Here is a 20,714-nt window from a genome sequence, read left to right on the forward strand (position 1 = left end):
TTAAAGCACTACGTTACACTTCGAAGAAACACCACAATACTATTCTATTAATTAAGGCAGCAGGACATAAGATCGTCAATAAGCGTGGTCACTGGCACAGCTATTGTCTACGCTGCGGATTATATCGCAGTTTAGATATCATTTTAGGCGGATGCCCAACATCAAAGAGTTAGGACGATTGAGCGGACGCTGCCCGGCGGAGATAATTAAGGGGTTTAAGGTGTTGTCTGCGGAGCATTATATAGTTTGGGATGTGTCTACGCCTATCGAGACAACAATTATTATCGATAATTGGGAACGGAACGTGCCGTACGAAAAAACGCCACAACAAGGCACGGAGAACGAATGGTAGAGGCGGTACTAATATTGATTACTGGCTTTATTATTAGGAGGGGTCACTGTGACCAAATTGGGCGGTAATGAACGCTCGAAAACGAAAATGATCATGACCGAGCATGTTGAGCAGTACGAGGAACAACAGCGTGAGAACCCGGATGAAATAATAACTACGGAGGAACGAACGATGGTTCGAGACCTCATTTTGCTTCCCTACATAGATACAATGGTCGGCAAGATCCTGAAGGAGCTCGAACACTCCAGTAGCAGCATACTGAAACGTACCCTTTTGATGGCTGGCGAAGCCATACAGTGCAGGATCATGCAGGATACCTATTGACTGTAGAAAGAGCTGAAGCAGCGGAACATCAAATTGCTGGCGAAGATGAGCAAGATGAATTTATCACGTATTAAAAATCTTTTGCCGGGGATATCAGGAACGATTTGGAATAACTCGAGATGTGATGCGCACCGAAATAAGCTTAAGATTGACTAAATATACTAATGAGCTTGGTGGGATTCTTAAAGGTCATCTAATGGGTTAAAAAAAATCCCCGAAGTTTCCGGGGACACTACGTTGAACAATTATTATTTATCCATTACCTGCTACTGCAATCCCACTAAAACTTCGTGCTCCTAGAGTTGCAGTTCTAATAGCTGATGCAATGATAGTATATTGAATTTGGCCTGAAAGCACATCACTAGCCGGAGGAAAGTCTACGGCGGTTATTCCTACCATCTCATATTGGGTCACAGTATTATTAATGTTTCCTGGGTAGGTTGTACTAAAAATTAATACATTATTGCGGTAAATGCTAAAAGTAACATCGTTTTGAACTATAACGCTAACATCAACACTAAGCCTTACATAAGCATTTAATGTGACTCTTACTAAGTTTGCATTTGCAGGTGTAACACTAGAGGTTTGGAGTCCAATGTCACCGAAAATTGCACCCGAACGGACCAAATCAATACCAGGTGTATCCACTACACTAGTCTGTGAAATGCGCATATCCAAAAACTGAATACTCATTAAATACACCTAACCTCTCTTATAAGATACTATATTTTATGAGAGGAAGGATCGAATGCTTGTATATATTCAAAAATAATTAATAGGTCCGGTCTAGATAAATAAAACCCGTCAGTGACTTTACTGGGGGTATTTACGATATCGTTAGAATTGGATTTCTTTTATTTTCTTCTTACATTTATTAAAGTAATTGAGAGGGCTTCTGAGTTGATGAAAAAGGTAGCCATTTTTTATGGGAAGAAAAATTTCGTCCCCAATTCGTCCCCAAGAGCAAGATTCGCAAATTTATAGAGCGACACCGATGATCGAAAAAAAGAAAAACCCTTATACAATAAGGGCTTTCTAAATATTGCAGTATAGGACGGATGGGGTTCGAACCCATGACCCCTACCCTGTCAAGATAGTGCTCTCCCGCTGAGCTACCGTCCTGCGACGAATTTCATAATACCATACGATAGAGTAGGATGGCAATTCTTTTTTTACAATCTATAGGGATGATAGTTTACATAGTCTTTAAAATAATAAGAAAAGGGGATGCCGCTCCATCCCCATGAGCACCGTCAGATAAAGAACGGGAGTAGAAATATATCGCTTATACCGAAAAAAGGGATGCGTCGTGGAAAGAAGCGACGTCTTGGGAAAAAGCCAGGCCGGAAGCCAAATTGTCTATACGCCGATTCGTGTGTGGGCATTCCGTTTAAACGTTCTACCATTTCGTTGCTAGGAACCGCAAGAGTAACATAGTTTTGATCTACATGGGCAATAAAGCCATCAAAGGACTGACCGTCAGTCGTTGTAATACCTACGTATTTGTTCATACAATTCCAACTGACCTGTTGATGTAAATTTGCATTTGTATCCATAAATAACCTCCTCAATTGAATAACCCTGATAACAGTCTATGGTTCGTAGCCTATAACGTTCACGGCGTTAGCCTATAGGGTAACCATAAAATTCGGGTTATTTTGTGTGAGGTGGTGGTTATGTATTGGAGCGGAATCACTTTCTTCCCTTGAATAATAGTAAAAATTATACATTATCTGTTTGTTTGACGTTGAAACGATTCTAAAAGTTGCCTCGTATACTTAGCCAAGTGCTTTTTTATGGAAATACTCCTTAAGCGCTTATGATAAAATGGAGGGTAATGTACAGCAGTTAGATAAAAATTGAAACAAAAAGGAGCTTGAGATCTTGCCGCAAAATGAGAAGAAAAAGGATTCTTCCACGTCATGGAAATGGTTGGGGGGCGGGGCGGCGATGCTCCTGTTTAAAGGAAAGGCGATTTTGTCTCTTCTGAAAATAGGTAAAATTGCCGGGCCGTTAATATCAATGATGATTTCAATATGGGCGTATGCTTTGATTTACCCGTGGGGGTTTGCCGTGGGCTTTGTCCTGCTCTTGCTAGTCCATGAATTAGGACATGTAATAGCAGCGAAGCGGATCGGGCTTCCAGTCAGCGCTCCGCTATTTATACCGTTTTTGGGAGCTTTAATTACAATGAAGAAACAGCCGCTGGATGCCCAGACAGAAGCTTATATTGCTTTTGGTGGTCCGATCTTAGGAACCATTGGAGCTACAGCCGTTTTTGGGGCGGCTTATTACATGGATAGTCCACTTCTCTATTCCTTGGCTTATATAGGTTTTTTTCTTAATCTGATCAATCTGCTGCCGATTCACCCGCTTGACGGTGGCCGTATTGCAACCGCGGTGACGCGTTGGTTGTGGCTTGTGGGGCTTGTGGGTGGTTTAGCCATCATCATCTATATGCGTTCGATCTTGTTCTTTATTATTTGGGCGTTATTTGCTTACGATTTGTATAACAAATATGTCAAGAGACGCACTAACAATCGCCTTTATTCTGTAACGAAGAGTTTCTTAATTCCAGTAGAGCCACTTAGAGATGCAGGCTACATGATTCCAGGACCAGAGCATAGAAGAGATTTACCTTTTACTACTTACAGTGATTTGGAAAGACAGCAGTATGTAGGGGTGAGATGGGATCAACTGAACTACATTGGTAGAGCTACGCTTCCGCAGCAATGCATCATTGAAAAGGTACGTATCTCGCAGCTAGAGCCTGTGACCTTAGAGAATGGGCTTCATCTTAAGATGAATTGTGATATCAGCTATTCGGTCTATGAGAACGATAAGTATTACGATGTACCGGCTAGCTCACGCTGGAAATACGGTATCGCTTATTTTGTATTAGCTGGCTTTCTGGCAGGAATGATGTATATGGTCCATGTCGTTGGAAATGTGAATCTATAAGGGTTAGAATCGGGCAATGAAGTGATCCAATGGTTTATAAAACTCATGAACCGTCAAAGCTGTAATGAGAATAACCGCAGTTGAACGGTGAAAGGAGTAAAACCATGCCTAAATTTTTGAAATGGGAAGTCGGCGTTTGTCTGCTGTTGCTGATGGTTTTGGGAGGATGTTCCGAGGCGAAGCCAACAAAAGTCATGGAAATCAAAGAAATGACTAACCTAGATGGAAAGCCGAAAGGTCAGTACCCTCCATTGTCACCAGTGATGCAAGACACATACAATCGTTCGATTCCTGAAGAAGTATATTCTGCAGATTAGAGCGTAGAAGACGATTTCTCATGCTCAGGCTTTTCTTTCTAGTCATATTTTTATATAATAGACAACTATCGTTGGATATATAGAGAGAGGAGTTTGGGACTAACATGGCGGCAGAAATCTTACGGGTAACTACAGAGGAACAGCTTCAAATGGGGCTGGATATTCGTACCAAAGTATTTGTAGAGGAACAGATGGTACCGGCTGAGGAAGAAATTGATGAATACGATGTTATCGGTCCGAATGCGCACCATATTCTAATTATAGATGAAGGTGTACCTGTGGCTACAGGAAGATTGATTTATTACAAAACAGGTACAGCCAAAATGCAGCGTATCGCCGTACTGAAAGATTATCGAGTCAAAGGATACGGACGTGTTCTGTTGCTAGCTATGGAAGAGCTTGCTCGGGAACTTGGACTGGAAGCTTCGATTCTTGATGCACAGTGCCAAGCTGAGAATTTCTACAAGAAGCTAGGATATGAAGTGATTTCAACGGAACCTTTTTATGACGCAGGTATTCTACATGTACGGATGCAGAAAACGCTTTAAGATTTGCACACATAATTTACCGTCTCATTACGCAAGCTAGGATGTGCCATATGATGGCAAATCCAAGAGCAAGGGGCGAGTTGAAGTGCCAAATAACGAACGCGAAAGTTTCGTAGCTGTACAGAAAAATGGAGACGGAGATTTAACCAGTTTCCAGACCTCTACAGGACGTGTCCTGGCGTATGATCAAGCGCTTCAAGAAGTACAGGCCGGAAATATTGCCGGAGTGAATGCTTTTAAAGGTAAAGACGGAGGAACTTATATTCGCGGCGACGCGGATGGGGATCCAACCAACAATTTGGATAATCTTCCGAGTTTCTCATAGTTCTAAAGGTAAAGACCGTACATACGTCATCAGACGTCAATGTACGGTCTTTTTTTAATCCTAATCAGAGTTTATAAATTACATGCTGCTCAATAAACTCCATCTCTCCAGTAAGCCCGACGAATTGAGGTTGTTCATCGCTATAATGCATGAGCTTGATGATACGTCGAACATCTTCAGGTAAAGACATTAACTCCTCCAGTGTGGTGTGAACAACACCTGATCCACCAAGCTGACAGTCATGTAGAATCATTCGGATGCCGCGCTCACGGACAAGGCTTATAAGTAGATCCGGTTGAAAAGTCATATCTGCGCTGTAGAAAATCTCATTATTTATTAGAAGGGAATAGCTATCTTTGCCAGGAATATGCGGCGTATGTATGATCTCGAGCGAAAGAGAAGGCGCGAGCTTGTACGTAATTCCGGGTTTCATAGATGTAACCTCGAAGATATCGGTCAGGGAGGCTACTGCATCTTTTTGATATAATCCACCCTTTAAGGTGTTGTTCCAAAGTGGCTCAACAAGCGTCTCTGGTAAATGTAATCTCATTGTTTTCCCGTATACGTGTTTTAGCGTAAGTGCTAGCTCTTCCAGACCTCCAACATGGTCCGCATGAATATGCGTAATTAGAGTAGCGTTAACGTCACTGAAGGATTTCCCGATGGTATGTATGGCAAGTGGGGCAGTAATCCCGCAATCAATCAGTAGGGTATAATCATCAGCTAGTAGCAAGCCATTATTGTTAAAATAGTTTTTTGCAAAAGCATTGCCAGTTCCTAGCATTTGTAGGCTCAGACTCATAAGAAAGTACCCTCCTGAAATCGCTGTTAGCTAAATATATCAACTTTGAACAAGTACATAATATCATTTTTCGGAAGATGAATGAAATATTTACCTACAATTAGCGCAACTTGCTGAGACAAAGTAAGTATACATTAATAGCATGAATTATTTGGAGGGTTTCAAATGAATAGATGGAAAAAAGTCACTTTATGTGTGTTTGCTTTTTCCTTGATGGGTGGCTCCTTATTGTTCGCCGATTCTGTGAGTAAGAAAATCAGGGTATGGAACAACGGGACGGAAATTGTAGACGGCGGTTATTTGATTGATGGAAAAACATATATTCCCGCTAGAGAAGCGGGCGGGGTAGTGAATTGGGATGGATCTGGAAAAGTGACGATTCTTAAGCCTAATGTTCATATTGTTCTTTTTAAGGATAATACGGTCTTTGGTAACGTAAACGTAGGCAAGCTTAAGATTAAAATATTAACCCAGGTAGATAGTTTAACAGAAGAGGTTTCAGCTGTAAAAGTAGCCATAACGGACCCATCTGGTAATGTTAAGGATATTCAGTCGCAGGAGCTTGAAGGCTCGCAGAAGGATAACTTCTGGTTTCCGACCTCGGAGTTTACTTATGATTTTAAAGAAACGGGCAAATATCGGGTAGGCTTCTACATGAAGGCTTCCAAAAATGCGGATTACGTTCTTGTGTCAGAAAAGGTAATTACAGCTCTTAATTAAGGGTTCTAAATTGACCTGAACTAATCTAACGTGGTAGTATACCAGATGTAGGATAATACAATTCAAAGTGAGGTATTACAATGAGCGATCACAAACATGAGCATGGTGAAGCATGCGGTTGCGGGCATGATCACGACCATGAGCACGAGGAGTTTGTGCTGACCTTGACGAACGAGCAGGGCGAAGATGTTGAAATGGTATTGGTTGAAACTTTCGACATCGGTGAGAAACTATACGCGCTGCTGTTAGAAAAGGAAAATCCTGAAGCGGATGGCATTATTCTGCGTATGGAAGAAGAAGACGAAGAAATGGTATTGTACAATATCGAAGATGAAGAAGAATGGAAAGCTGTTGAAGAAGCTTACAACAATCTGCTTGCTCAGCAAGAATAGATTTTAGCGACTAAATTAAGCTGTTCTATTGTGTATATGACAGTTGATGTTTATATACAGAAACCCGATACTTATTATGGTATCGGGTTTTTGTATAAATGAATGAAGTTTTTTAGGAAAATGATGGGTCTTAGGAAATAGGATCGGCTTCTACAATCACTTTTATGTTCGTGATGCTGCGATCTTCAGGACCTTTAACCGGAAGTCCGATCTCCACATGGTCAATAATATAATCGATGTTATCCTGAGTGATAACTTCGCCAGGCAGAAGAATAGGAATTCCAGGCGGATATACATATATAAACTCTGCAATAATGTAGCCAGCAGATTCACGGAATGGAACTAACTGCGTATCCGCATAAAAAGCGTCCCTTGGAATCAGAGCAAGCTGTGGAATTTCTGGAACCTGAACCTTAAGTTCGTAGATTTCACCCTTGCTGTAATGAATGGCGGACAACACCCGAAGTGCAGCTAATAATTTATCTACTGATTCTTGGGTATCACCTGGGGTAATAAGGCAAAGAATATTATACATGTCACTTAGTTCTACTTCGATGTTGTACTTCTCGCGCAGCCAGTTTTCGGTTTCGTATCCTGTGATCCCTAAATGGCGCACATGAATGTTGAGTTTAGTTGGGTCATGATCAAATGTTGCTTCTGTCCCAAGGATCTCTTTTCCAAAGCTGTACAGGCCTTCGATCGTATTGATCGTATCGCGTGCGTAGTTGGACAGTCTGATGGTTCTTTCCGCCATCTCATGACCGTTAAGCGCGAGATTACGTCTTGATGTATCCAAAGACGCTAATAAAATATATGAGGTGGATGTTGTAGTCAGCATGCTCATAATGGTCTGTACCCGTTGCGGGTTAATCAGACCCGTCTTAGCATTAAGATTCAGTACCGAGCTTTGCGTCATGGAGCCGCCAAGTTTATGCACACTGGTGGCAGCTATGTCCGCTCCGGCCTGCATGGCCGATACCGGCAGATCCTCATGAAAATGAATCAGTACTCCATGTGCCTCGTCCACCAATACGGGTACACCGTAACGGTGAGCCAGGTCGACAATCGAACGCAGGTCGGCGCATATACCGAAGTACGTGGGATTGATTACTAGAACTCCTTTGGCGTCTGGATGACGCCTTAACGCTCGTTCCAGCGAACTGGTCGTTATGCCGTGATCTATCCCGAGATTCTCATCCTGAACAGGCGAGACAAACACAGGCTTGGCTCCGGAGAAGATAATGGCCGACATCACTGATTTGTGAATGTTGCGCGGCACAATTATTTTATCACCCGGTGAGCAGACAGAGAGGATCATCGTCATGATGGCATTGCTCGTGCCCTGTACGCTAAAATACGTATAGTCGGCGCCGAAAGCCTTCGCAGCCAGCTTCTGAGCTTCCTGGATTACTCCAGTTGGCTGATGTAGATCATCAAGCGGTGCGATGTTGATTAGATCGATGGATAGAGCGTTATCGCCGATAAACTCACGGAATTCGGCATCGGTTCCTAGCCCCTTCTTATGCCCCGGGATATGAAATTGAACGGGATTGCCGGCGGCATGCTTTTTTAAAGCTGTGAAGAGGGGAGTACGGTGTTGATTCATTTAATGCTGTCACAACCTTTCGCGAATATTAAAATTTAAGGCAAGCATCAGTATAACAAAACAATCTACAGAATACTAGGATTTGGATGTGATAGAATGTCCACAAAAGCTGCGCAACGTACACATATCAGTTTGACGTCGCCATTTATCATGGAGATGTGGGTAATTATTTTTTTAGTTGAGTTTGTTAAAGGGTCGCTACTTGTCGCTTTGTTACCCGTATATATGGAGAATATTTTGGGTCTATCTGTTACGGTAGTAGGCTTTGCCTTTGCACTCCAGTATTTGGGGGATAATCTATTCCGCAGTCCTTCTGGCTGGGTTATGGAGCGCATAGGATTTCGCTGGACCATGACAAGTGCCTTGTTGTTGATCCTAGTAGCTGTTGGAATGATAATATATGCCAAAACAGCAGTTACGCTCTCGATTGCCTGTCTTATTCTTGGGATCGGGACATCCCCGCTTTGGCCTTGTGTGATGACCGGAATAACGGAATTGGCAGGATCTACTAAAAGCGGCAGCAGTGGTGCAGCTATGGGTGCTGTAGAGATGGCATCGCTCGCAGGAACGGGAATCGGTCCGATCGTAGTGAATTTTTTGATGGATCAGGGTGGACAAAGCTATCGTGTAGCCTTTTTGGTCCTGCTAGGGTGTGCTGCTGTAGTAGTTGTAGTTGCCCTATTTCTACCTAAAAGAATCTCGTCAAATGGCACTCATGCAGTTGTAAGGGACATGCAGGGGCTCGGCGGAGCTATTGAGCGTAAAAAAATCAGTCCATTAGAAAGTATAAAAAGAACACTTCATCAGGTCAGAACGACGCTTAAAGTCAGTCGCCTACTATATCCAGCCTTATTTCTTCAGGCTTTTGCCATTGGCTTGATGACCCCAGTAGTTACCTTGTTTGCACGTACGGAGTTGCATGTTAGTCCAAATCAGTTTAGCCTACTTCTGATTGCCGGTGGTGGGATTACGGTGCTCGCTCTAATTCCAGCAGGCAAGCTGGTAGACAGAATAGGAACAACTGTGTTTCTGAACATTGGCTTTTTGCTCGCCGCCTTTTCCCTTGCTCTGTTCTCACAGGTACGCTGGCTCCCGCTTGCTTTTATCGCGGTGGCATTGGTCGGTATAAGTTACGCTCTTATTCTCCCAGCATGGAATGCCTTTCTGGCTAAGCAAGTGCCTAAGGGGGAACGAGGGACTGTGTGGGGGCTTTTCTTGACCTTGCAAGGCTCAGGGATGGTGGCAGGACCAGTGATATCAGGGAGACTATGGGACCATGTAGGTCACGGTGTTCCGTTTCTGATGAGTGCAATTGTAATGTTGATACTCTTTGGGCTGCATTTACTAATTGTACACAGAACGAAGTTGAAATTTAAAACTAGTTGACCTTAGATGTGAAAAGCCGCTGACAACCTGAGAATTAGTTGTCAGCGGCTTTTTTTTAGGAATTAAAAGGGCTAAAAGAAATAAAAACTCAATCAGCGTTTGGAGAAAGTCTGTTGCGGGTAAAAATAGTCAATAAACCAAGTTACCGCTACATAAACTGAAGTATAAAATAAGACTAAGACGAACGCAAAAGTAACTACTACTTGAAGAGGTCCGGCAGCCATAAATAATCAAGAATTCAATAATTGAGTTGGCTTTGCAGATGTGAAGTAGTTAGGGGGGAGTGCCGTGAACAAAAACGACGAGGTCGAGTATTGTAACCTGGAGCTGCGTTTCGACAGACAGCATATCCAGGACCTGATCAAGGATTTGATTCAAAAAGGTTATTCCCTATATTGGAGCGAGAACGAACAGGTTTTTGTGATTTCGGTCCGTACGGGTCGTAAGCTGGTGAAATTACGTTTTCAAAGGATCAAAGATGGCTATAAACTCGTGGGTGACTATATGATTCGTGATGCTCGCTTGTCAGAATGGATGGAGAAGTTAATTGGGGACATGCGAGGCCATGCCATTGTAAAGCGCTTCCGGGACCGTCAGATTATTATTGAAAATATTTTGTTCGGCGAAGTGATTCGTCTTGTCGAAATCTCGGGTTATCAGCAGCGAGTCTTATACCAGAAGGGTCCTATGCTCACAGATGAGGAGCTGACCAAGCTCTATTATTCTGTTGAAGGAGAGGAACGAATTCGCCAGCGCAGGATTGAAGTGGATGAGCAGCTGGATCGATTAAATGATGCACTTAAGGCTGAGGATATGATTCGCGCGGAGAAATGCCGAGCTCAGCTTACCTTTTTGACGAAGGAATTGTATATGTTAGAATGGTAAACAAGGTGCCGAAATAAGTTTCTTAGAGGCGCCCCGAATTTCGGGGTGTCTTAGATTTGTTTGAGAACTTGCAGACAGGGGTTCACTTCTGGCGCTAAAAACGTTAAAATAGTCATTGTGATCATTTTCATATTGGCAATGATTTTGTCGATGAATTTGATCTTTATTCGCAGGGCAGGCTTTGCTGTCTCTGATAAAGGGTGGTATTCTTATACTGCGAGAAATGGATTTCCCAAAAATATAGGGTGCAAAGGGTGGAGGACCAGATGGCAAAACAACAAATCGGCGTTATTGGCTTGGCGGTAATGGGCAAGAATTTGGCTCTAAATATCGAAAGCAAAGGTTTTTCCGTATCCGTGTTTAACCGCTCACCGGAGAAGACTCATGATCTTCTTGCTGAGGCGGAAGGTAAAAACCTCGTAGGCACATTTTCCGTTGAGGAATTTGTAGCTTCGCTGGAAACACCGCGCAAAATTCTGATCATGGTTCAAGCTGGTAAAGCTACTGATGCTACCATCGAGCAACTGTTGCCGCATCTTGATCAAGGCGACATTATTATCGACGGAGGAAATGCTTATTTCCCTGATACGGTTCGTCGCAGTAAATATCTGGAAGAAAAAGGTTTCCGCTTTGTCGGTACTGGCGTTTCCGGCGGAGAAGAAGGAGCACTTAAAGGTCCTTCCATTATGCCTGGCGGTCAAGAAAGCGCGTATAAGCTAGTTGAACCAATCCTAACTGCAATCTCAGCTAAAGTTAACGGTGAGCCTTGCTGTACATATATCGGACCAGACGGTGCGGGACACTATGTTAAAATGGTGCACAACGGTATCGAATATGGTGATATGCAATTGATCTGTGAAGCTTACCAGCTGCTCAAAGACGTTCTAGGTCTGGATGCAAAAGAACTTCACAACATTTTCAAAGAGTGGAATAGCGGTGAGCTCGACAGCTACCTGATCGAGATTACTACAGATATTTTTGCTCAGTATGATGAAGAAACTGGTAAACCAATGGTTGACGTGATCCTTGATTCCGCTGGCCAAAAGGGAACTGGTAAATGGACAAGCCAAAGCTCACTGGATCTTGGTGTACCTTTGTCCATGATTACCGAATCCGTATTCTCACGCTTCCTCTCTGCAATGAAGGATGAGCGCGTAGAAGCAAGCAAAGTGCTTAACGGACCAGAAGCTACACCATTTGATGGTGACAAAGCTGAATTCATCGAGAACGTGCGTAAAGCATTGTTTGCAAGTAAAATCGTATCCTATGCTCAAGGTTTCGCTCAACTTCGCGTAGCTTCCGACGAATACGGTTGGGATCTGAAATATGGCGAGTTGGCTAAAATTTGGCGCGGTGGCTGTATTATCCGTTCCCGTTTCCTACAAAACATTACGGATGCTTACGAGAACAATGCAGATCTTAAGAACCTATTGCTTGATCCTTTCTTCAAGGATGTTATGGACAATTACCAATCCGCATGGCGTAAAGTAATCGCTTCAGCTGTAACGATGGGTGTTCCAGTACCTGGATTCTCCAGCGCATTGGCTTACTATGATAGCTATCGTACAGAAAGACTGCCTGCGAACCTGCTTCAGGCTCAACGCGATTACTTCGGCGCACATACGTTCAAACGTGTAGACAAAGAAGGCGTCTTCCACCACAACTGGATGTCAGCTGAATAATTTAGTTTGTTACGGTTATAAGTAATAACGCCTTCGGCGTCCCTAAAGGACGGTAGAAGCGTTTATGCGAGAAATATAAGGTTATTGTATAACATGAAACTTGTACTTTCTTATATTTTAAAAAAGTGGCCCGAATTGCTTCACCAGAAATGGGGGGGGCTTTCGGGCCATTTTTGTTGAAGTTTTGATGTGTATTTACTATGTGAAGCAGATTGTCTAATGTTTTGACCCTGTGTTATGATATGACAAATATCGCGGTTGGAGGATAGACATGGCTGGGGATACAGAAGAATTTAAAAAGTTCAACGAAGACCAAAGAAATAAGAACATTATTTTAGTAGGGATGATGGCAACTGGGAAGTCAACAGTAGGCGCTATTTTGGCCGAGGAACTGGGATACGAGCTGGTTGATCTAGATCATGTCATTGTTGAAACTGAAGGCCGAAGTATTGCAGAAATTTTCGCGGAAGATGGAGAGCATTACTTTCGAAGCGTGGAAACAGCAGTACTAAAGCGTATGCTAGAATCTGAGAATAAATTAATATCTACTGGTGGTGGCGCGGTATTGGCGCCGGGGAATACAGATTTAATGCTGAGTAAAGGGCATGTGGTTGCGCTAACGGCAACAGAAGAAGAGATTATTGCCCGCGTTAGTGGAGATCAGAATCGTCCGCTGCTCGCCGGCAATGCAGAAGAACGGGTTAGACGTATCATGGAAGACCGTCATGAAGCTTACCTGTTCGCGCATTACACGGTCGATACAACGGGACTGACAGCGGCAGAAGTGTCGCAATATATTTTAATGCATTACCGCGGCTGAGCTTTTAAGAGAGTGTTTCATTCCATTCAATCATACCGCCGTTTAAATTTGTAGCTTGAATGCCAAACTGCTGTAGATATTCGCAGACACGCTGGCTTCGAGCGCCGGAACGGCAGATGAAGATCACTTTAGCATCACTTGGAATATCCTCAGTGCGGTGTGGAATTTCTCCCATGGGGATATGCTGTGCACCGGGAATCATCCCGAAGGCAACCTCTTCGTCTTCACGAACGTCGATGAGTACAAGGTCTTCCCCTGTCTCTAGACACTGCCGCAATTCTTGCGGTGTAATTTGTGGAACATTATGCATGGTTGTGACCTCTTTTCATCAGAAGAATGGTTTAATGATATCACAAGCATGGAATACCCTGTCAAACGAGCACTACATACAACTATATCTACTAAGGAGAGTTTATATTATGGACGTTATTGTTAGGCCAACGCCATCCCTGCAAGGAGAATTTGGGGCCCTCTCTTCCAAAAACTATACCACTCGTTATTTGCTGGTTGCCGCATTGTCAGAAGGCGTAAGTACGATTTATCATCCGGCACATAGTGAAGATAGCGATGCCATCCGTCGTTGTATTGCAGATTTGGGAGCTGTACTCACGGAAGATGATGAGAAGATTGTGATTCAAGGCTTTGGTCGCAAACCTAAGGATATTAAGGAACTTAATGTGGGGAATGCTGGAGCAGTACTACGTTTTCTAATGGCTGTTGCTGCGCTGAGCCCTGAAGTTACATTCGTAAACACGTATCCTGACTCATTGGGCAAACGTCCACATGACGACCTGATCGTGTCTCTAGAACAGCTTGGTGTGAAGGTAGAGCATAATGAAGGTAAGTTGCCGATCACGATCCGCGGAGGCAAACCTGTTGGGGGTAGAATTACAGTTTCGGGTGCTGTCAGCTCCCAGTTCCTAAGTGCTCTATTATTCTTGACACCATTGCTTGATGAAGATAGTGAAATTATTGTCCTTGATGATTTGAAATCAAAGGTTGTCGTAGGTCAGACACTAGAAGTACTGGAGCAGGCTGGAATTGTAGTTCATGCGGCGGATGATTATATGTCCTTTAAAGTGCCAGGTCGTCAAGCCTATGCGGCAAAAACGTATACCGTTCAAGGTGACTATCCTGGCTCTGCGGCTATTCTTGCGGCTGCTGCTGTGACAAAGTCAGATGTTAAGGTACATCGGCTTATGGAGCAGAGTAAGCAGGGAGAAAGAGCCATTGTTGATGTGTTGCGTATGATGGAAGTACCGCTTACTCATAAAGATGGAACAGTTCACGTACAAGGGAACGGCGTTCTAAAAGCTGTTGAATTCGACGGAGATGCTGCCACCGATGCAGTGCTGGCTATGGTAGCTGCTGCCGTATTTGCTGAAGGCACTTCACGATTCTATAACGTTGAGAACCTTCGGTATAAGGAATGTGATCGTATAACTGATTACTTGGCAGAATTGACTCGTGCAGGAGCCAATGTTGAGGAGCGCCGCGATGAAATTATCGTTCACGGCATGCCTGAAGGCGTCGAAGGTGGTGTGACCATTAACGCGCATTACGACCACCGTGTAATTATGGCGCTGTCAGTAGTAGGTTTACGAGCGCGTAAACCACTATTGATCAAGGATGCTCACCATGTCGCTAAGTCGTATCCGCAATACTTTGATCACCTGCGTGCGCTTGGTGCGAATGTGGAGTGGGTACAATAGAAGTAAGAGAGCTAGCGAATTTAGCTTCAGTTAAATAAGGATCATAAAGTGTAACTATGGAAAGGGGCACTATGTATGAGCTTTGAGAATCCAAGTCGGGAACAGATCGGGGATATCCTTGCTTCTGCTGGTAATATTGCAGTTGTTGGCCTGTCTGACAAAACAGACCGTACCTCCTATATGGTCGCGGGTGCTATGCAAAGTCGGGGATATCGGATCATTCCTGTAAACCCATTGGTTGATGGTGAAATACTGGGAGAAAAGTGCTATCATACGTTAGCGGAAATTCCAGAGCCGGTGGACATTGTTAATGTGTTCCGTCGAAGCGAATACTGCGCAAAGGTCGCACAGGAGGCCGCTGAAATCGGCGCACGTGTGCTCTGGCTTCAGCAGGGTATAATCAGCCAGGAAGCTGCTGAAATCGCCGCTGAGCACGGTATGACGGCGATTATGGACCGTTGTATCAAGGTGGAAGAAGCGATCACGATGCATGGGCGAAGTCGGGCATAAGGTTCGATAGTTCAACACTTTATCTGACTATTGAAAAAAGTGATGATCAGAGCGTGTGTCAAGGGATTTCGAACGAACCGACGAACGGGCAAACGATGAACTGACGAGCTTACGTGCCGACAAACGAACCAACAACGAGAGAACAATGAACCGGCGAGCATACGAGTCGACAGACAAAAGAACGAACTAACAAACCAGCGAACTAAATTTTTTAGCGCTGAAGTAGTTGCAACTTTAATGTTAAAGAACAGCCAAGATCAAAAGGATCGTTTGATTACGATTGGCTGCACAGACTGTGCAATTTCTAATGCAAATCACTAACTGAGCTTGTTATACTGAAGTTAGACGAAGAACGTCCTTTATCCGCATGATTTGCGGTGAAGGGCGTTTTTTTATTTTTATAGGGGAGGATACCATAATGGAATTTGAAGAAGCACATGGTATGTTCATTAACAAGCACTTGACTGAAAGATCAGGAGAAAGAAGGGGGAGGCTGGTTAGAGGACATAATTATGCGGAGAAGTTGTTCTTGCAGAATGTATGGTGGCCATTGTTTGAGAGCTTTGATGATTTGCATCCAGAATACGAAGTGTACGACTGGAACCGTAAATCTCAGTTTCTGGACTGAAAGCCATGTGAAGGACATGGACCGCGAGAGATTTAACTATGCAGTTAATCGGGATACTTTTCTGACCGGAATGAGGTGGAAAATGATTCATTTTTCTGTTGATGATCTTCAGCACCGCCCCGAGGTGTGCCGGATGCTTTTGCAATTGGTGCTGGCACCTCATTTGGCGCGCAAATCTGCAGGCGTGGATATTTTGTCTGAGGAGAAGGAGGTTCTACGGTTGGCTTGGCGACTGGGTAGGGCGATCCGTCCAAAAGATGTGACCACCCATTTCTGCATTAACTTTCGAACGGCGCGCAGATTGTTGCAATCTTTATGTGAGAAGGGACTAATAAAGCCTGTAATTACGGGAGAACGGGTTCGACAATACGAGGTGAAAGCTATGCGACCAGATCAAATATGGTAGGAGTGGTAGAATAATTGCACTATATACAACTATTTCTAAAATATTTCTATTCTAATGTGGTTTAGTTGTACTTTGTACACTTATTACATTCCAAAGGTAAGAAAAAGGGTGAAGTTATTAAAAATAATTGCACAAAGTACACTTATATGGATTTCAGTGCTTCTAGGATATAAATAGTTGCACAAAGTACAATTAACTTCTTTTATAATCAGCGGCAGCAAAAGAAAGAGACTCCGTCAGCAGACAAAAATTAATTCAATAGATATGACTCATTCACTTGAAGCATTATCAGATGCATATTCATACGGAGTAACTTTTTATCGGTTTTAACCAACTTTAGTGTTGTTTGCTTTAGTGCTTTGGAATCCTGAGCCCAGAGAATTGTGTTTCCAGGTGATTTTATTGTGGAGTGAGAGTGTATTTGTTTTAAATATACCCTGATCTTTTCCTTCAGTTTATTTTGACAAAAACCCCCGCAGCGCTTACCATTCAATATAGAAAGAAAGGAGAGGGTAGCCTTGAATTGGCTCGGATCATTGCAGCAATTGGGCAGAGCCATAATGCTTCCTACCATGGTACTGCCGGCGGCAGCCATTTTGCTTAGTTTGGGCAGCTTACCTTGGTCTGCATGGGGACTTTCTTCGGTATCCGAAGTGGCTACATACGCTGGGCAAGGAATCTTTTATTTTATGCCTTATTTGTTCGCTGTGGGTGTAGCATGGGGATTATCCAATCAAGCTGGAACGGCGGGTCTTGCAGCACTGGCTGGAATGTTCACTTACGACCGGATTGTTACCCATATGGGAGACGGGCTTGTACAACCTGCAACACTTATCGGAATTTTGCTGGGTGTAGTTGCCGGTATCGCTCAAAACCGATTCAAAAATATCAAGCTTCCAGAGGCGATACAGTTTTTTGGAGGTTCGCGTTTTGTTTTGCTCTTCATGGGATTGTTTTCGGCTGGCTTTGCATGGGTGATGTTAGGGATCTCTCCACTGCTGCAAAGAGGACTGGATGATCTTTTTCAAGGGATATTGCAGACAGGCGGATTTGGCGTTTTTATTTATGGAGTGCTATATAGAGTACTAACAGCCTTCGGTCTTCACCATATTCTCAACAATGTGTTTTGGTTTCAGTTTGGAAACTTTACAACTCCTGATGGTAGCACTGTCGTTCAGGGGGATTTGCCACGTTTTTTTGCAGGCGATCCTACGGCGGGCATATTTATGGCGGGTTTGTTTCCAATTATGATGTTCGCACTACCAGCCATTGCTTTTGCTATTATTCAGGAAGCGCGCGAGGACTTGAAGCCTAAGATTAAAAAGACTTTCATGCGAGCGGCTTTGGTCTGTTTTCTGACCGGGGTTTCGGAGCAGATTGAATTCGCGTTTTTGTTTGCTTCTCCGTATTTATTCGCGATACATACAGTAATGTCTGGCCTCGCTATGGTACTGACCTATATGCTGGGAATTCATCACGGCTTCTCTTATTCGGCAGGAGCGATTGACTTCTTTTTGAATTTGCATCTGTCACAGAGGGCTTGGCTCTTGATTCCGATCGGTATTGGTTATGGGATTGTGTATTATAATTTGTTCCGCTGGGCGATTCGCCGTTTTCAGATCCCGACACCAGGGCGTGAAGAAGGTTCTGAACTTGGTGATTGGGCAGGCAACATCCCTTATCAGGCACCACTGATTTTGGAGGCGCTTGGTGGGAAGGAGAATATCGTACAAGTACAATCCTGTATCACTCGTTTGAGGCTAACCGTCCATAATGATCGATATATAGATACAGGGGCGCTTAAAGGTCTTGGTTCCGCTGGGATTATCAAGCTCGGTGGCGGGAATGTCCAGGTAGTATTTGGTACGTATTCAGAGTTGATCCGCGAGGAGATTAATAAGCTAATGCTTCGTGATTTACCGCAGGTGCTGTTCAGTTCTCCTATGCAGGGTAGAATGATGCCCATTGAGGAAGTGCCGGATCACATCTTTGCAGCGAAGCTAGTGGGTGATGGAGTTGCATTTTTGCCGGAAAAAGGGGAGCTTACTTCGCCTGTATTCGGGAAGGTTATGCATGTCTATCCTACAATGCATGCCGTTGGTATTGCTACGCCGGAAGGGCTGGAGGTACTTATGCATATAGGGATCGACACTTCGCAGCTTAAAGGGCCATTTGAGGCTGTTGTAAAAGAAGGCGACAGTGTGGAACCAGGTCAATTGCTTGTTAAATTCGACCTCGCTTATTTGCGTGAGCATGCAGCTTCACTGGCTACACCAATGGTGATTACGAATCCTGATCGAGTAAAATCATGGAGTTATGCTCCATTTAAAAATGTTAAAAAGGGGCAATCTTCAGTAATGTCCGTAGTCTTACATGAAAGTAACGTTGGAGGGATAGAAGGATGATACAAGGCATAGGCGCAGCAGCAGGTGTAGCTATCGGGAAGGCCTTTGTCTTACCGAACTGGGAGTGGAGTTTACCAGACACACAAGTGAACCCAGTGGATCTAGCTAAGGAGTTTGAGCGTTTATACGAAGGTATCCGTACCTCTAAGGACGAGATTGAATTCATCAAAAAAGAATTCAGAGAAGTAGTCGGTCCGGAGGAATCCAGCATTTTTGATGCTCATCTGGCGATTTTGGATGATCCGGTGTTTATGAGCGAAATCCGGGGGATTATTGAACGCCAATATAAGGCGGCGGAAGTGGCTGTTAAGGAAGCAATTGATCATTTTGTAGCGATGTTTGATCTGCTGGATGATGAATACATGAAGGAGCGGGCGGTGGATATCAAGGATGTCGGTAACCGTCTGTTAAAGCATCTTTTAGGTGCTCCTGAGGTCACGCTGCCATCGGATACACAGCCGTATATTCTCGTGGCGAAGGAGTTGTCTCCTTCCCAGTTAGCTCACTTGAACCCAACTTATGTTCTAGGTATTGTTACTATGATGGGCGGTAAAACCTCACATTCCTCCATTATGGCTCGTGCGCTGGGCATTCCGCTCGTAGCAGGTTTGGAGAATAATTTATCTAACCCAATTCAGACCGGAGACATGCTCGTGATAGACGGAGACACCGGATCTGTGCAAATTCATCCTGATGAGGTAACGATCAATGAATATGTTTCTCTTCGGAATAAGCAGCATAAAAAGAAAGAACAACTGGAACTGCTTGCTACAGTCGATGCCGTCACTAAAGATGGCGTTAACCTGCGATTGGCCGGTAATATCAGCTCCGTCAAAGAACTGAATTTAGCGCTCAAGTATGGAGCCGAGGGTGTAGGTCTATTCCGTACAGAGTTTCTTTATATGGATCGCAGTTCTTTTCCGACGGAGGATGAACAATTCGAAGTGTATAAACAGGTTGTCGAGAAGGTAGGCAGCAATATGGTTGTGATCCGTTCGCTGGATATAGGCGGGGACAAGCATCTGGATTACTTCCAGCTGCCAGAAGAGCAGAATCCGTTCCTTGGCTATCGTGCCATTCGAATCAGCTTGAATCGACAAGATATGTTCAAAACTCAACTAACAGCCATTTTGCGGGCGAGTGCGTATGGGAATGTAAAGCTAATGTTCCCTATGATATCTTCCGTAGAAGAAGTACAAGCAGCAAAAGCTGTACTGGAAGAAGTGAAGGCTGAACTGGAGCTACGGGGCATACCGTTTAATCGGAATATTCCAGTCGGTATTATGATTGAAGTTCCAGCTGCGGTTATGATTGCGGATTTACTGGCGGAGGAAGTTGATTTTTTCAGTATAGGTACGAACGATTTGGTGCAATATGTACTAGCCGTAGACCGAATGAATGAACAAATTGCGCACATGTATCATCCCTATCACCCAGCGGTTCTGCGAATGATCCGTATGACTGTAGAAGCAGCGCGTAATGCAAAAATAGATATTAGTGTATGTGGTGAAATGGCGGCAGATGAGCGTTCTTTGCCACTTTGGCTGGAGTTAGGGATTAGTGATCTAAGCATGTCGCCACAGGCACTGCTGAAGGTTAAACACCGTACCCTGAATACACTGGCTATAGACGCTACAAGGGTTGCCAAAGCTTGCTTCCATCATCGTACAAGCTCGGAAACGGAAGAAATCCTAAGTGCTTATGCTCAGAAAAGCGGTATTACGCTTGGAACGAGCGTGGAAACAAAGGAGAAAGCTTCTTCATAGTGATCAAGCGCTACATCATCAAGTCCACATCAAGGTTCGGCATTCTTGCCGAGCCTTTTTCTTTTGTAATAGATTGTTATAAAAAAACAAAACCGTTTGCGCTTCAGCGCAGTCTATACATAGAGCGTGTTGTACAGGAATGATTTATGCGTGAAGGCAAGGGGGGA

The 20,714-nt window shown here is 43.9% G+C and carries 23 protein-coding genes and 1 tRNA gene; 18 read left to right on the top strand and 6 right to left on the bottom strand.

The window, feature by feature from the left end; all coding sequences use genetic code 11:
- Positions 1-151 precede the first annotated feature (151 nt).
- On the top strand, positions 152-352 hold the full coding sequence (locus ACWNM1_RS25160) for a hypothetical protein (protein ID WP_449603084.1): 201 nt from the start codon (positions 152-154) through the stop codon (positions 350-352).
- A gap of 48 nt (positions 353-400) precedes the next feature.
- A complete protein-coding gene (locus ACWNM1_RS25165; protein ID WP_449603085.1) occupies positions 401-676 on the top strand; it encodes a hypothetical protein in 276 nt (91 codons plus the stop codon).
- A 252-nt stretch (positions 677-928) separates the two neighbouring features.
- Here the strand turns inward: ACWNM1_RS25165 and ACWNM1_RS25170 are convergent, their stop codons facing one another.
- The 3 genes from ACWNM1_RS25170 to ACWNM1_RS25180 all read right to left on the bottom strand — a co-directional run bounded on the left by ACWNM1_RS25170 (position 929) and on the right by ACWNM1_RS25180 (position 2,232).
- Positions 929-1,369 carry a hypothetical protein gene (locus tag ACWNM1_RS25170; RefSeq protein ID WP_449603086.1) on the bottom strand — a complete coding sequence of 147 codons (441 nt, stop codon included), beginning with the start codon at positions 1,367-1,369 and terminating at the stop codon, positions 929-931.
- A 357-nt stretch (positions 1,370-1,726) separates the two neighbouring features.
- A tRNA-Val gene (locus ACWNM1_RS25175) sits at positions 1,727-1,798 on the bottom strand.
- Positions 1,799-1,929: 131 nt separating this feature from the next.
- A complete protein-coding gene (locus ACWNM1_RS25180) occupies positions 1,930-2,232 on the bottom strand; it encodes a hypothetical protein (protein WP_042187286.1) in 303 nt (100 codons plus the stop codon).
- A 328-nt stretch (positions 2,233-2,560) separates the two neighbouring features.
- Between ACWNM1_RS25180 and ACWNM1_RS25185 the strand changes: the two genes are divergently transcribed.
- The 4 genes from ACWNM1_RS25185 to ACWNM1_RS25200 all read left to right on the top strand — a co-directional run bounded on the left by ACWNM1_RS25185 (position 2,561) and on the right by ACWNM1_RS25200 (position 4,827).
- On the top strand, positions 2,561-3,637 hold the full coding sequence (locus ACWNM1_RS25185) for a site-2 protease family protein (protein WP_449603087.1): 1,077 nt from the start codon (positions 2,561-2,563) through the stop codon (positions 3,635-3,637).
- A 104-nt stretch (positions 3,638-3,741) separates the two neighbouring features.
- The gene (locus ACWNM1_RS25190) at positions 3,742-3,954 is read left to right on the top strand and encodes a hypothetical protein (RefSeq protein ID WP_076282950.1); all 213 of its coding nucleotides are present in this window, start codon (positions 3,742-3,744) and stop codon (positions 3,952-3,954) included.
- A 104-nt stretch (positions 3,955-4,058) separates the two neighbouring features.
- Positions 4,059-4,502: a GNAT family N-acetyltransferase gene (locus tag ACWNM1_RS25195; RefSeq protein WP_449603088.1), complete on the top strand. Its 444-nt coding sequence runs from the start codon at positions 4,059-4,061 to the stop codon at positions 4,500-4,502.
- 85 nt (positions 4,503-4,587) lie between these two features.
- The gene (locus ACWNM1_RS25200; RefSeq protein WP_042187294.1) at positions 4,588-4,827 is read left to right on the top strand and encodes a DUF3892 domain-containing protein; all 240 of its coding nucleotides are present in this window, start codon (positions 4,588-4,590) and stop codon (positions 4,825-4,827) included.
- Positions 4,828-4,891: 64 nt separating this feature from the next.
- On the opposite strand, the gene ACWNM1_RS25205 is transcribed toward ACWNM1_RS25200, so the two are convergent.
- Positions 4,892-5,629 (bottom strand): MBL fold metallo-hydrolase, encoded by a 738-nt coding sequence (locus ACWNM1_RS25205; RefSeq protein WP_449603089.1) that lies wholly within the window; start codon positions 5,627-5,629, stop codon positions 4,892-4,894.
- 165 nt (positions 5,630-5,794) lie between these two features.
- Between ACWNM1_RS25205 and ACWNM1_RS25210 the strand changes: the two genes are divergently transcribed.
- Positions 5,795-6,349 (top strand): copper amine oxidase, encoded by a 555-nt coding sequence (locus ACWNM1_RS25210; RefSeq protein ID WP_042187298.1) that lies wholly within the window; start codon positions 5,795-5,797, stop codon positions 6,347-6,349.
- Between the two features lie 80 nt (positions 6,350-6,429).
- Positions 6,430-6,741, top strand: coding sequence for a DUF1292 domain-containing protein (locus ACWNM1_RS25215; protein ID WP_042187300.1), 312 nt, complete (start codon positions 6,430-6,432; stop codon positions 6,739-6,741).
- A gap of 130 nt (positions 6,742-6,871) precedes the next feature.
- Here ACWNM1_RS25215 and ACWNM1_RS25220 read toward each other — a convergent pair whose 3' ends face one another.
- Complete coding sequence (locus tag ACWNM1_RS25220) at positions 6,872-8,347, bottom strand: aminotransferase class I/II-fold pyridoxal phosphate-dependent enzyme (RefSeq protein ID WP_449603090.1); 1,476 nt, start codon at positions 8,345-8,347, stop codon at positions 6,872-6,874.
- Between the two features lie 96 nt (positions 8,348-8,443).
- On the opposite strand from ACWNM1_RS25220, the gene ACWNM1_RS25225 reads away from it, so the two are divergent.
- From ACWNM1_RS25225 to ACWNM1_RS25240, 4 genes are all read left to right on the top strand, one after another.
- The gene (locus ACWNM1_RS25225) at positions 8,444-9,733 is read left to right on the top strand and encodes an MFS transporter (protein ID WP_449603091.1); all 1,290 of its coding nucleotides are present in this window, start codon (positions 8,444-8,446) and stop codon (positions 9,731-9,733) included.
- A gap of 288 nt (positions 9,734-10,021) precedes the next feature.
- Positions 10,022-10,618, top strand: coding sequence for a hypothetical protein (locus ACWNM1_RS25230; protein WP_042187304.1), 597 nt, complete (start codon positions 10,022-10,024; stop codon positions 10,616-10,618).
- Between the two features lie 266 nt (positions 10,619-10,884).
- Complete coding sequence (gene gndA / locus ACWNM1_RS25235) at positions 10,885-12,300, top strand: NADP-dependent phosphogluconate dehydrogenase (RefSeq protein ID WP_042187305.1); 1,416 nt, start codon at positions 10,885-10,887, stop codon at positions 12,298-12,300.
- A gap of 271 nt (positions 12,301-12,571) precedes the next feature.
- Entirely contained in the window at positions 12,572-13,120 is a 549-nt protein-coding gene (locus tag ACWNM1_RS25240) for a shikimate kinase (protein WP_449603092.1), read from the top strand.
- Positions 13,121-13,124: 4 nt separating this feature from the next.
- Here the strand turns inward: ACWNM1_RS25240 and ACWNM1_RS25245 are convergent, their stop codons facing one another.
- Complete coding sequence (locus tag ACWNM1_RS25245; RefSeq protein ID WP_449603093.1) at positions 13,125-13,430, bottom strand: rhodanese-like domain-containing protein; 306 nt, start codon at positions 13,428-13,430, stop codon at positions 13,125-13,127.
- Positions 13,431-13,539: 109 nt separating this feature from the next.
- Here ACWNM1_RS25245 and aroA point away from each other — a divergent pair, with 109 nt between their 5' ends.
- The 6 genes from aroA (at position 13,540) to ptsP (ending at position 20,547) form a co-directional block, all read left to right on the top strand.
- Entirely contained in the window at positions 13,540-14,832 is a 1,293-nt protein-coding gene (aroA, locus tag ACWNM1_RS25250; RefSeq protein ID WP_449603094.1) for a 3-phosphoshikimate 1-carboxyvinyltransferase, read from the top strand.
- A 75-nt stretch (positions 14,833-14,907) separates the two neighbouring features.
- On the top strand, positions 14,908-15,342 hold the full coding sequence (locus ACWNM1_RS25255; RefSeq protein ID WP_449603095.1) for a CoA-binding protein: 435 nt from the start codon (positions 14,908-14,910) through the stop codon (positions 15,340-15,342).
- Between the two features lie 418 nt (positions 15,343-15,760).
- Entirely contained in the window at positions 15,761-15,970 is a 210-nt protein-coding gene (locus ACWNM1_RS25260; protein ID WP_449603096.1) for a hypothetical protein, read from the top strand.
- 82 nt (positions 15,971-16,052) lie between these two features.
- Entirely contained in the window at positions 16,053-16,376 is a 324-nt protein-coding gene (locus ACWNM1_RS25265) for a hypothetical protein (RefSeq protein WP_449603097.1), read from the top strand.
- A 518-nt stretch (positions 16,377-16,894) separates the two neighbouring features.
- Positions 16,895-18,781: a glucose PTS transporter subunit IIA gene (locus ACWNM1_RS25270; protein ID WP_449603098.1), complete on the top strand. Its 1,887-nt coding sequence runs from the start codon at positions 16,895-16,897 to the stop codon at positions 18,779-18,781.
- Positions 18,778-20,547: a phosphoenolpyruvate--protein phosphotransferase gene (gene ptsP / locus ACWNM1_RS25275; RefSeq protein WP_042187321.1), complete on the top strand. Its 1,770-nt coding sequence runs from the start codon at positions 18,778-18,780 to the stop codon at positions 20,545-20,547. The genes ACWNM1_RS25270 and ptsP overlap by 4 nt, the downstream gene beginning before the upstream one ends.
- The last annotated feature ends 167 nt before the right edge of the window (positions 20,548-20,714 follow it).

This window comes from Paenibacillus sp. Marseille-Q9583, assembly GCF_976954365.1.

Bases quoted from the DNA above. Each gene is read 5' to 3' on its own strand.
- ACWNM1_RS25160 (WP_449603084.1), top strand. From the start codon at position 152: ATGCCCAACATCAAAGAGTTAGGACGATTGAGCGGACGCTGCCCGGCG.
- ACWNM1_RS25240 (WP_449603092.1), top strand. From the start codon at position 12,572: ATGGCTGGGGATACAGAAGAATTTAAAAAGTTCAACGAAGACCAAAGA.
- ACWNM1_RS25210 (WP_042187298.1), top strand. From the start codon at position 5,795: ATGAATAGATGGAAAAAAGTCACTTTATGTGTGTTTGCTTTTTCCTTG.
- ACWNM1_RS25265 (WP_449603097.1), top strand. From the start codon at position 16,053: ATGATTCATTTTTCTGTTGATGATCTTCAGCACCGCCCCGAGGTGTGC.
- ACWNM1_RS25195 (WP_449603088.1), top strand. From the start codon at position 4,059: ATGGCGGCAGAAATCTTACGGGTAACTACAGAGGAACAGCTTCAAATG.
- ACWNM1_RS25245 (WP_449603093.1), bottom strand. From the start codon at position 13,430: ATGCATAATGTTCCACAAATTACACCGCAAGAATTGCGGCAGTGTCTA.
- ACWNM1_RS25180 (WP_042187286.1), bottom strand. From the start codon at position 2,232: ATGGATACAAATGCAAATTTACATCAACAGGTCAGTTGGAATTGTATG.
- ACWNM1_RS25220 (WP_449603090.1), bottom strand. From the start codon at position 8,347: ATGAATCAACACCGTACTCCCCTCTTCACAGCTTTAAAAAAGCATGCC.
- ACWNM1_RS25170 (WP_449603086.1), bottom strand. From the start codon at position 1,369: ATGAGTATTCAGTTTTTGGATATGCGCATTTCACAGACTAGTGTAGTG.
- aroA (WP_449603094.1), top strand. From the start codon at position 13,540: ATGGACGTTATTGTTAGGCCAACGCCATCCCTGCAAGGAGAATTTGGG.
- ptsP (WP_042187321.1), top strand. From the start codon at position 18,778: ATGATACAAGGCATAGGCGCAGCAGCAGGTGTAGCTATCGGGAAGGCC.
- ACWNM1_RS25260 (WP_449603096.1), top strand. From the start codon at position 15,761: ATGGAATTTGAAGAAGCACATGGTATGTTCATTAACAAGCACTTGACT.
- ACWNM1_RS25255 (WP_449603095.1), top strand. From the start codon at position 14,908: ATGAGCTTTGAGAATCCAAGTCGGGAACAGATCGGGGATATCCTTGCT.
- gndA (WP_042187305.1), top strand. From the start codon at position 10,885: ATGGCAAAACAACAAATCGGCGTTATTGGCTTGGCGGTAATGGGCAAG.
- ACWNM1_RS25190 (WP_076282950.1), top strand. From the start codon at position 3,742: ATGCCTAAATTTTTGAAATGGGAAGTCGGCGTTTGTCTGCTGTTGCTG.
- ACWNM1_RS25205 (WP_449603089.1), bottom strand. From the start codon at position 5,629: ATGAGTCTGAGCCTACAAATGCTAGGAACTGGCAATGCTTTTGCAAAA.
- ACWNM1_RS25215 (WP_042187300.1), top strand. From the start codon at position 6,430: ATGAGCGATCACAAACATGAGCATGGTGAAGCATGCGGTTGCGGGCAT.
- ACWNM1_RS25225 (WP_449603091.1), top strand. From the start codon at position 8,444: ATGTCCACAAAAGCTGCGCAACGTACACATATCAGTTTGACGTCGCCA.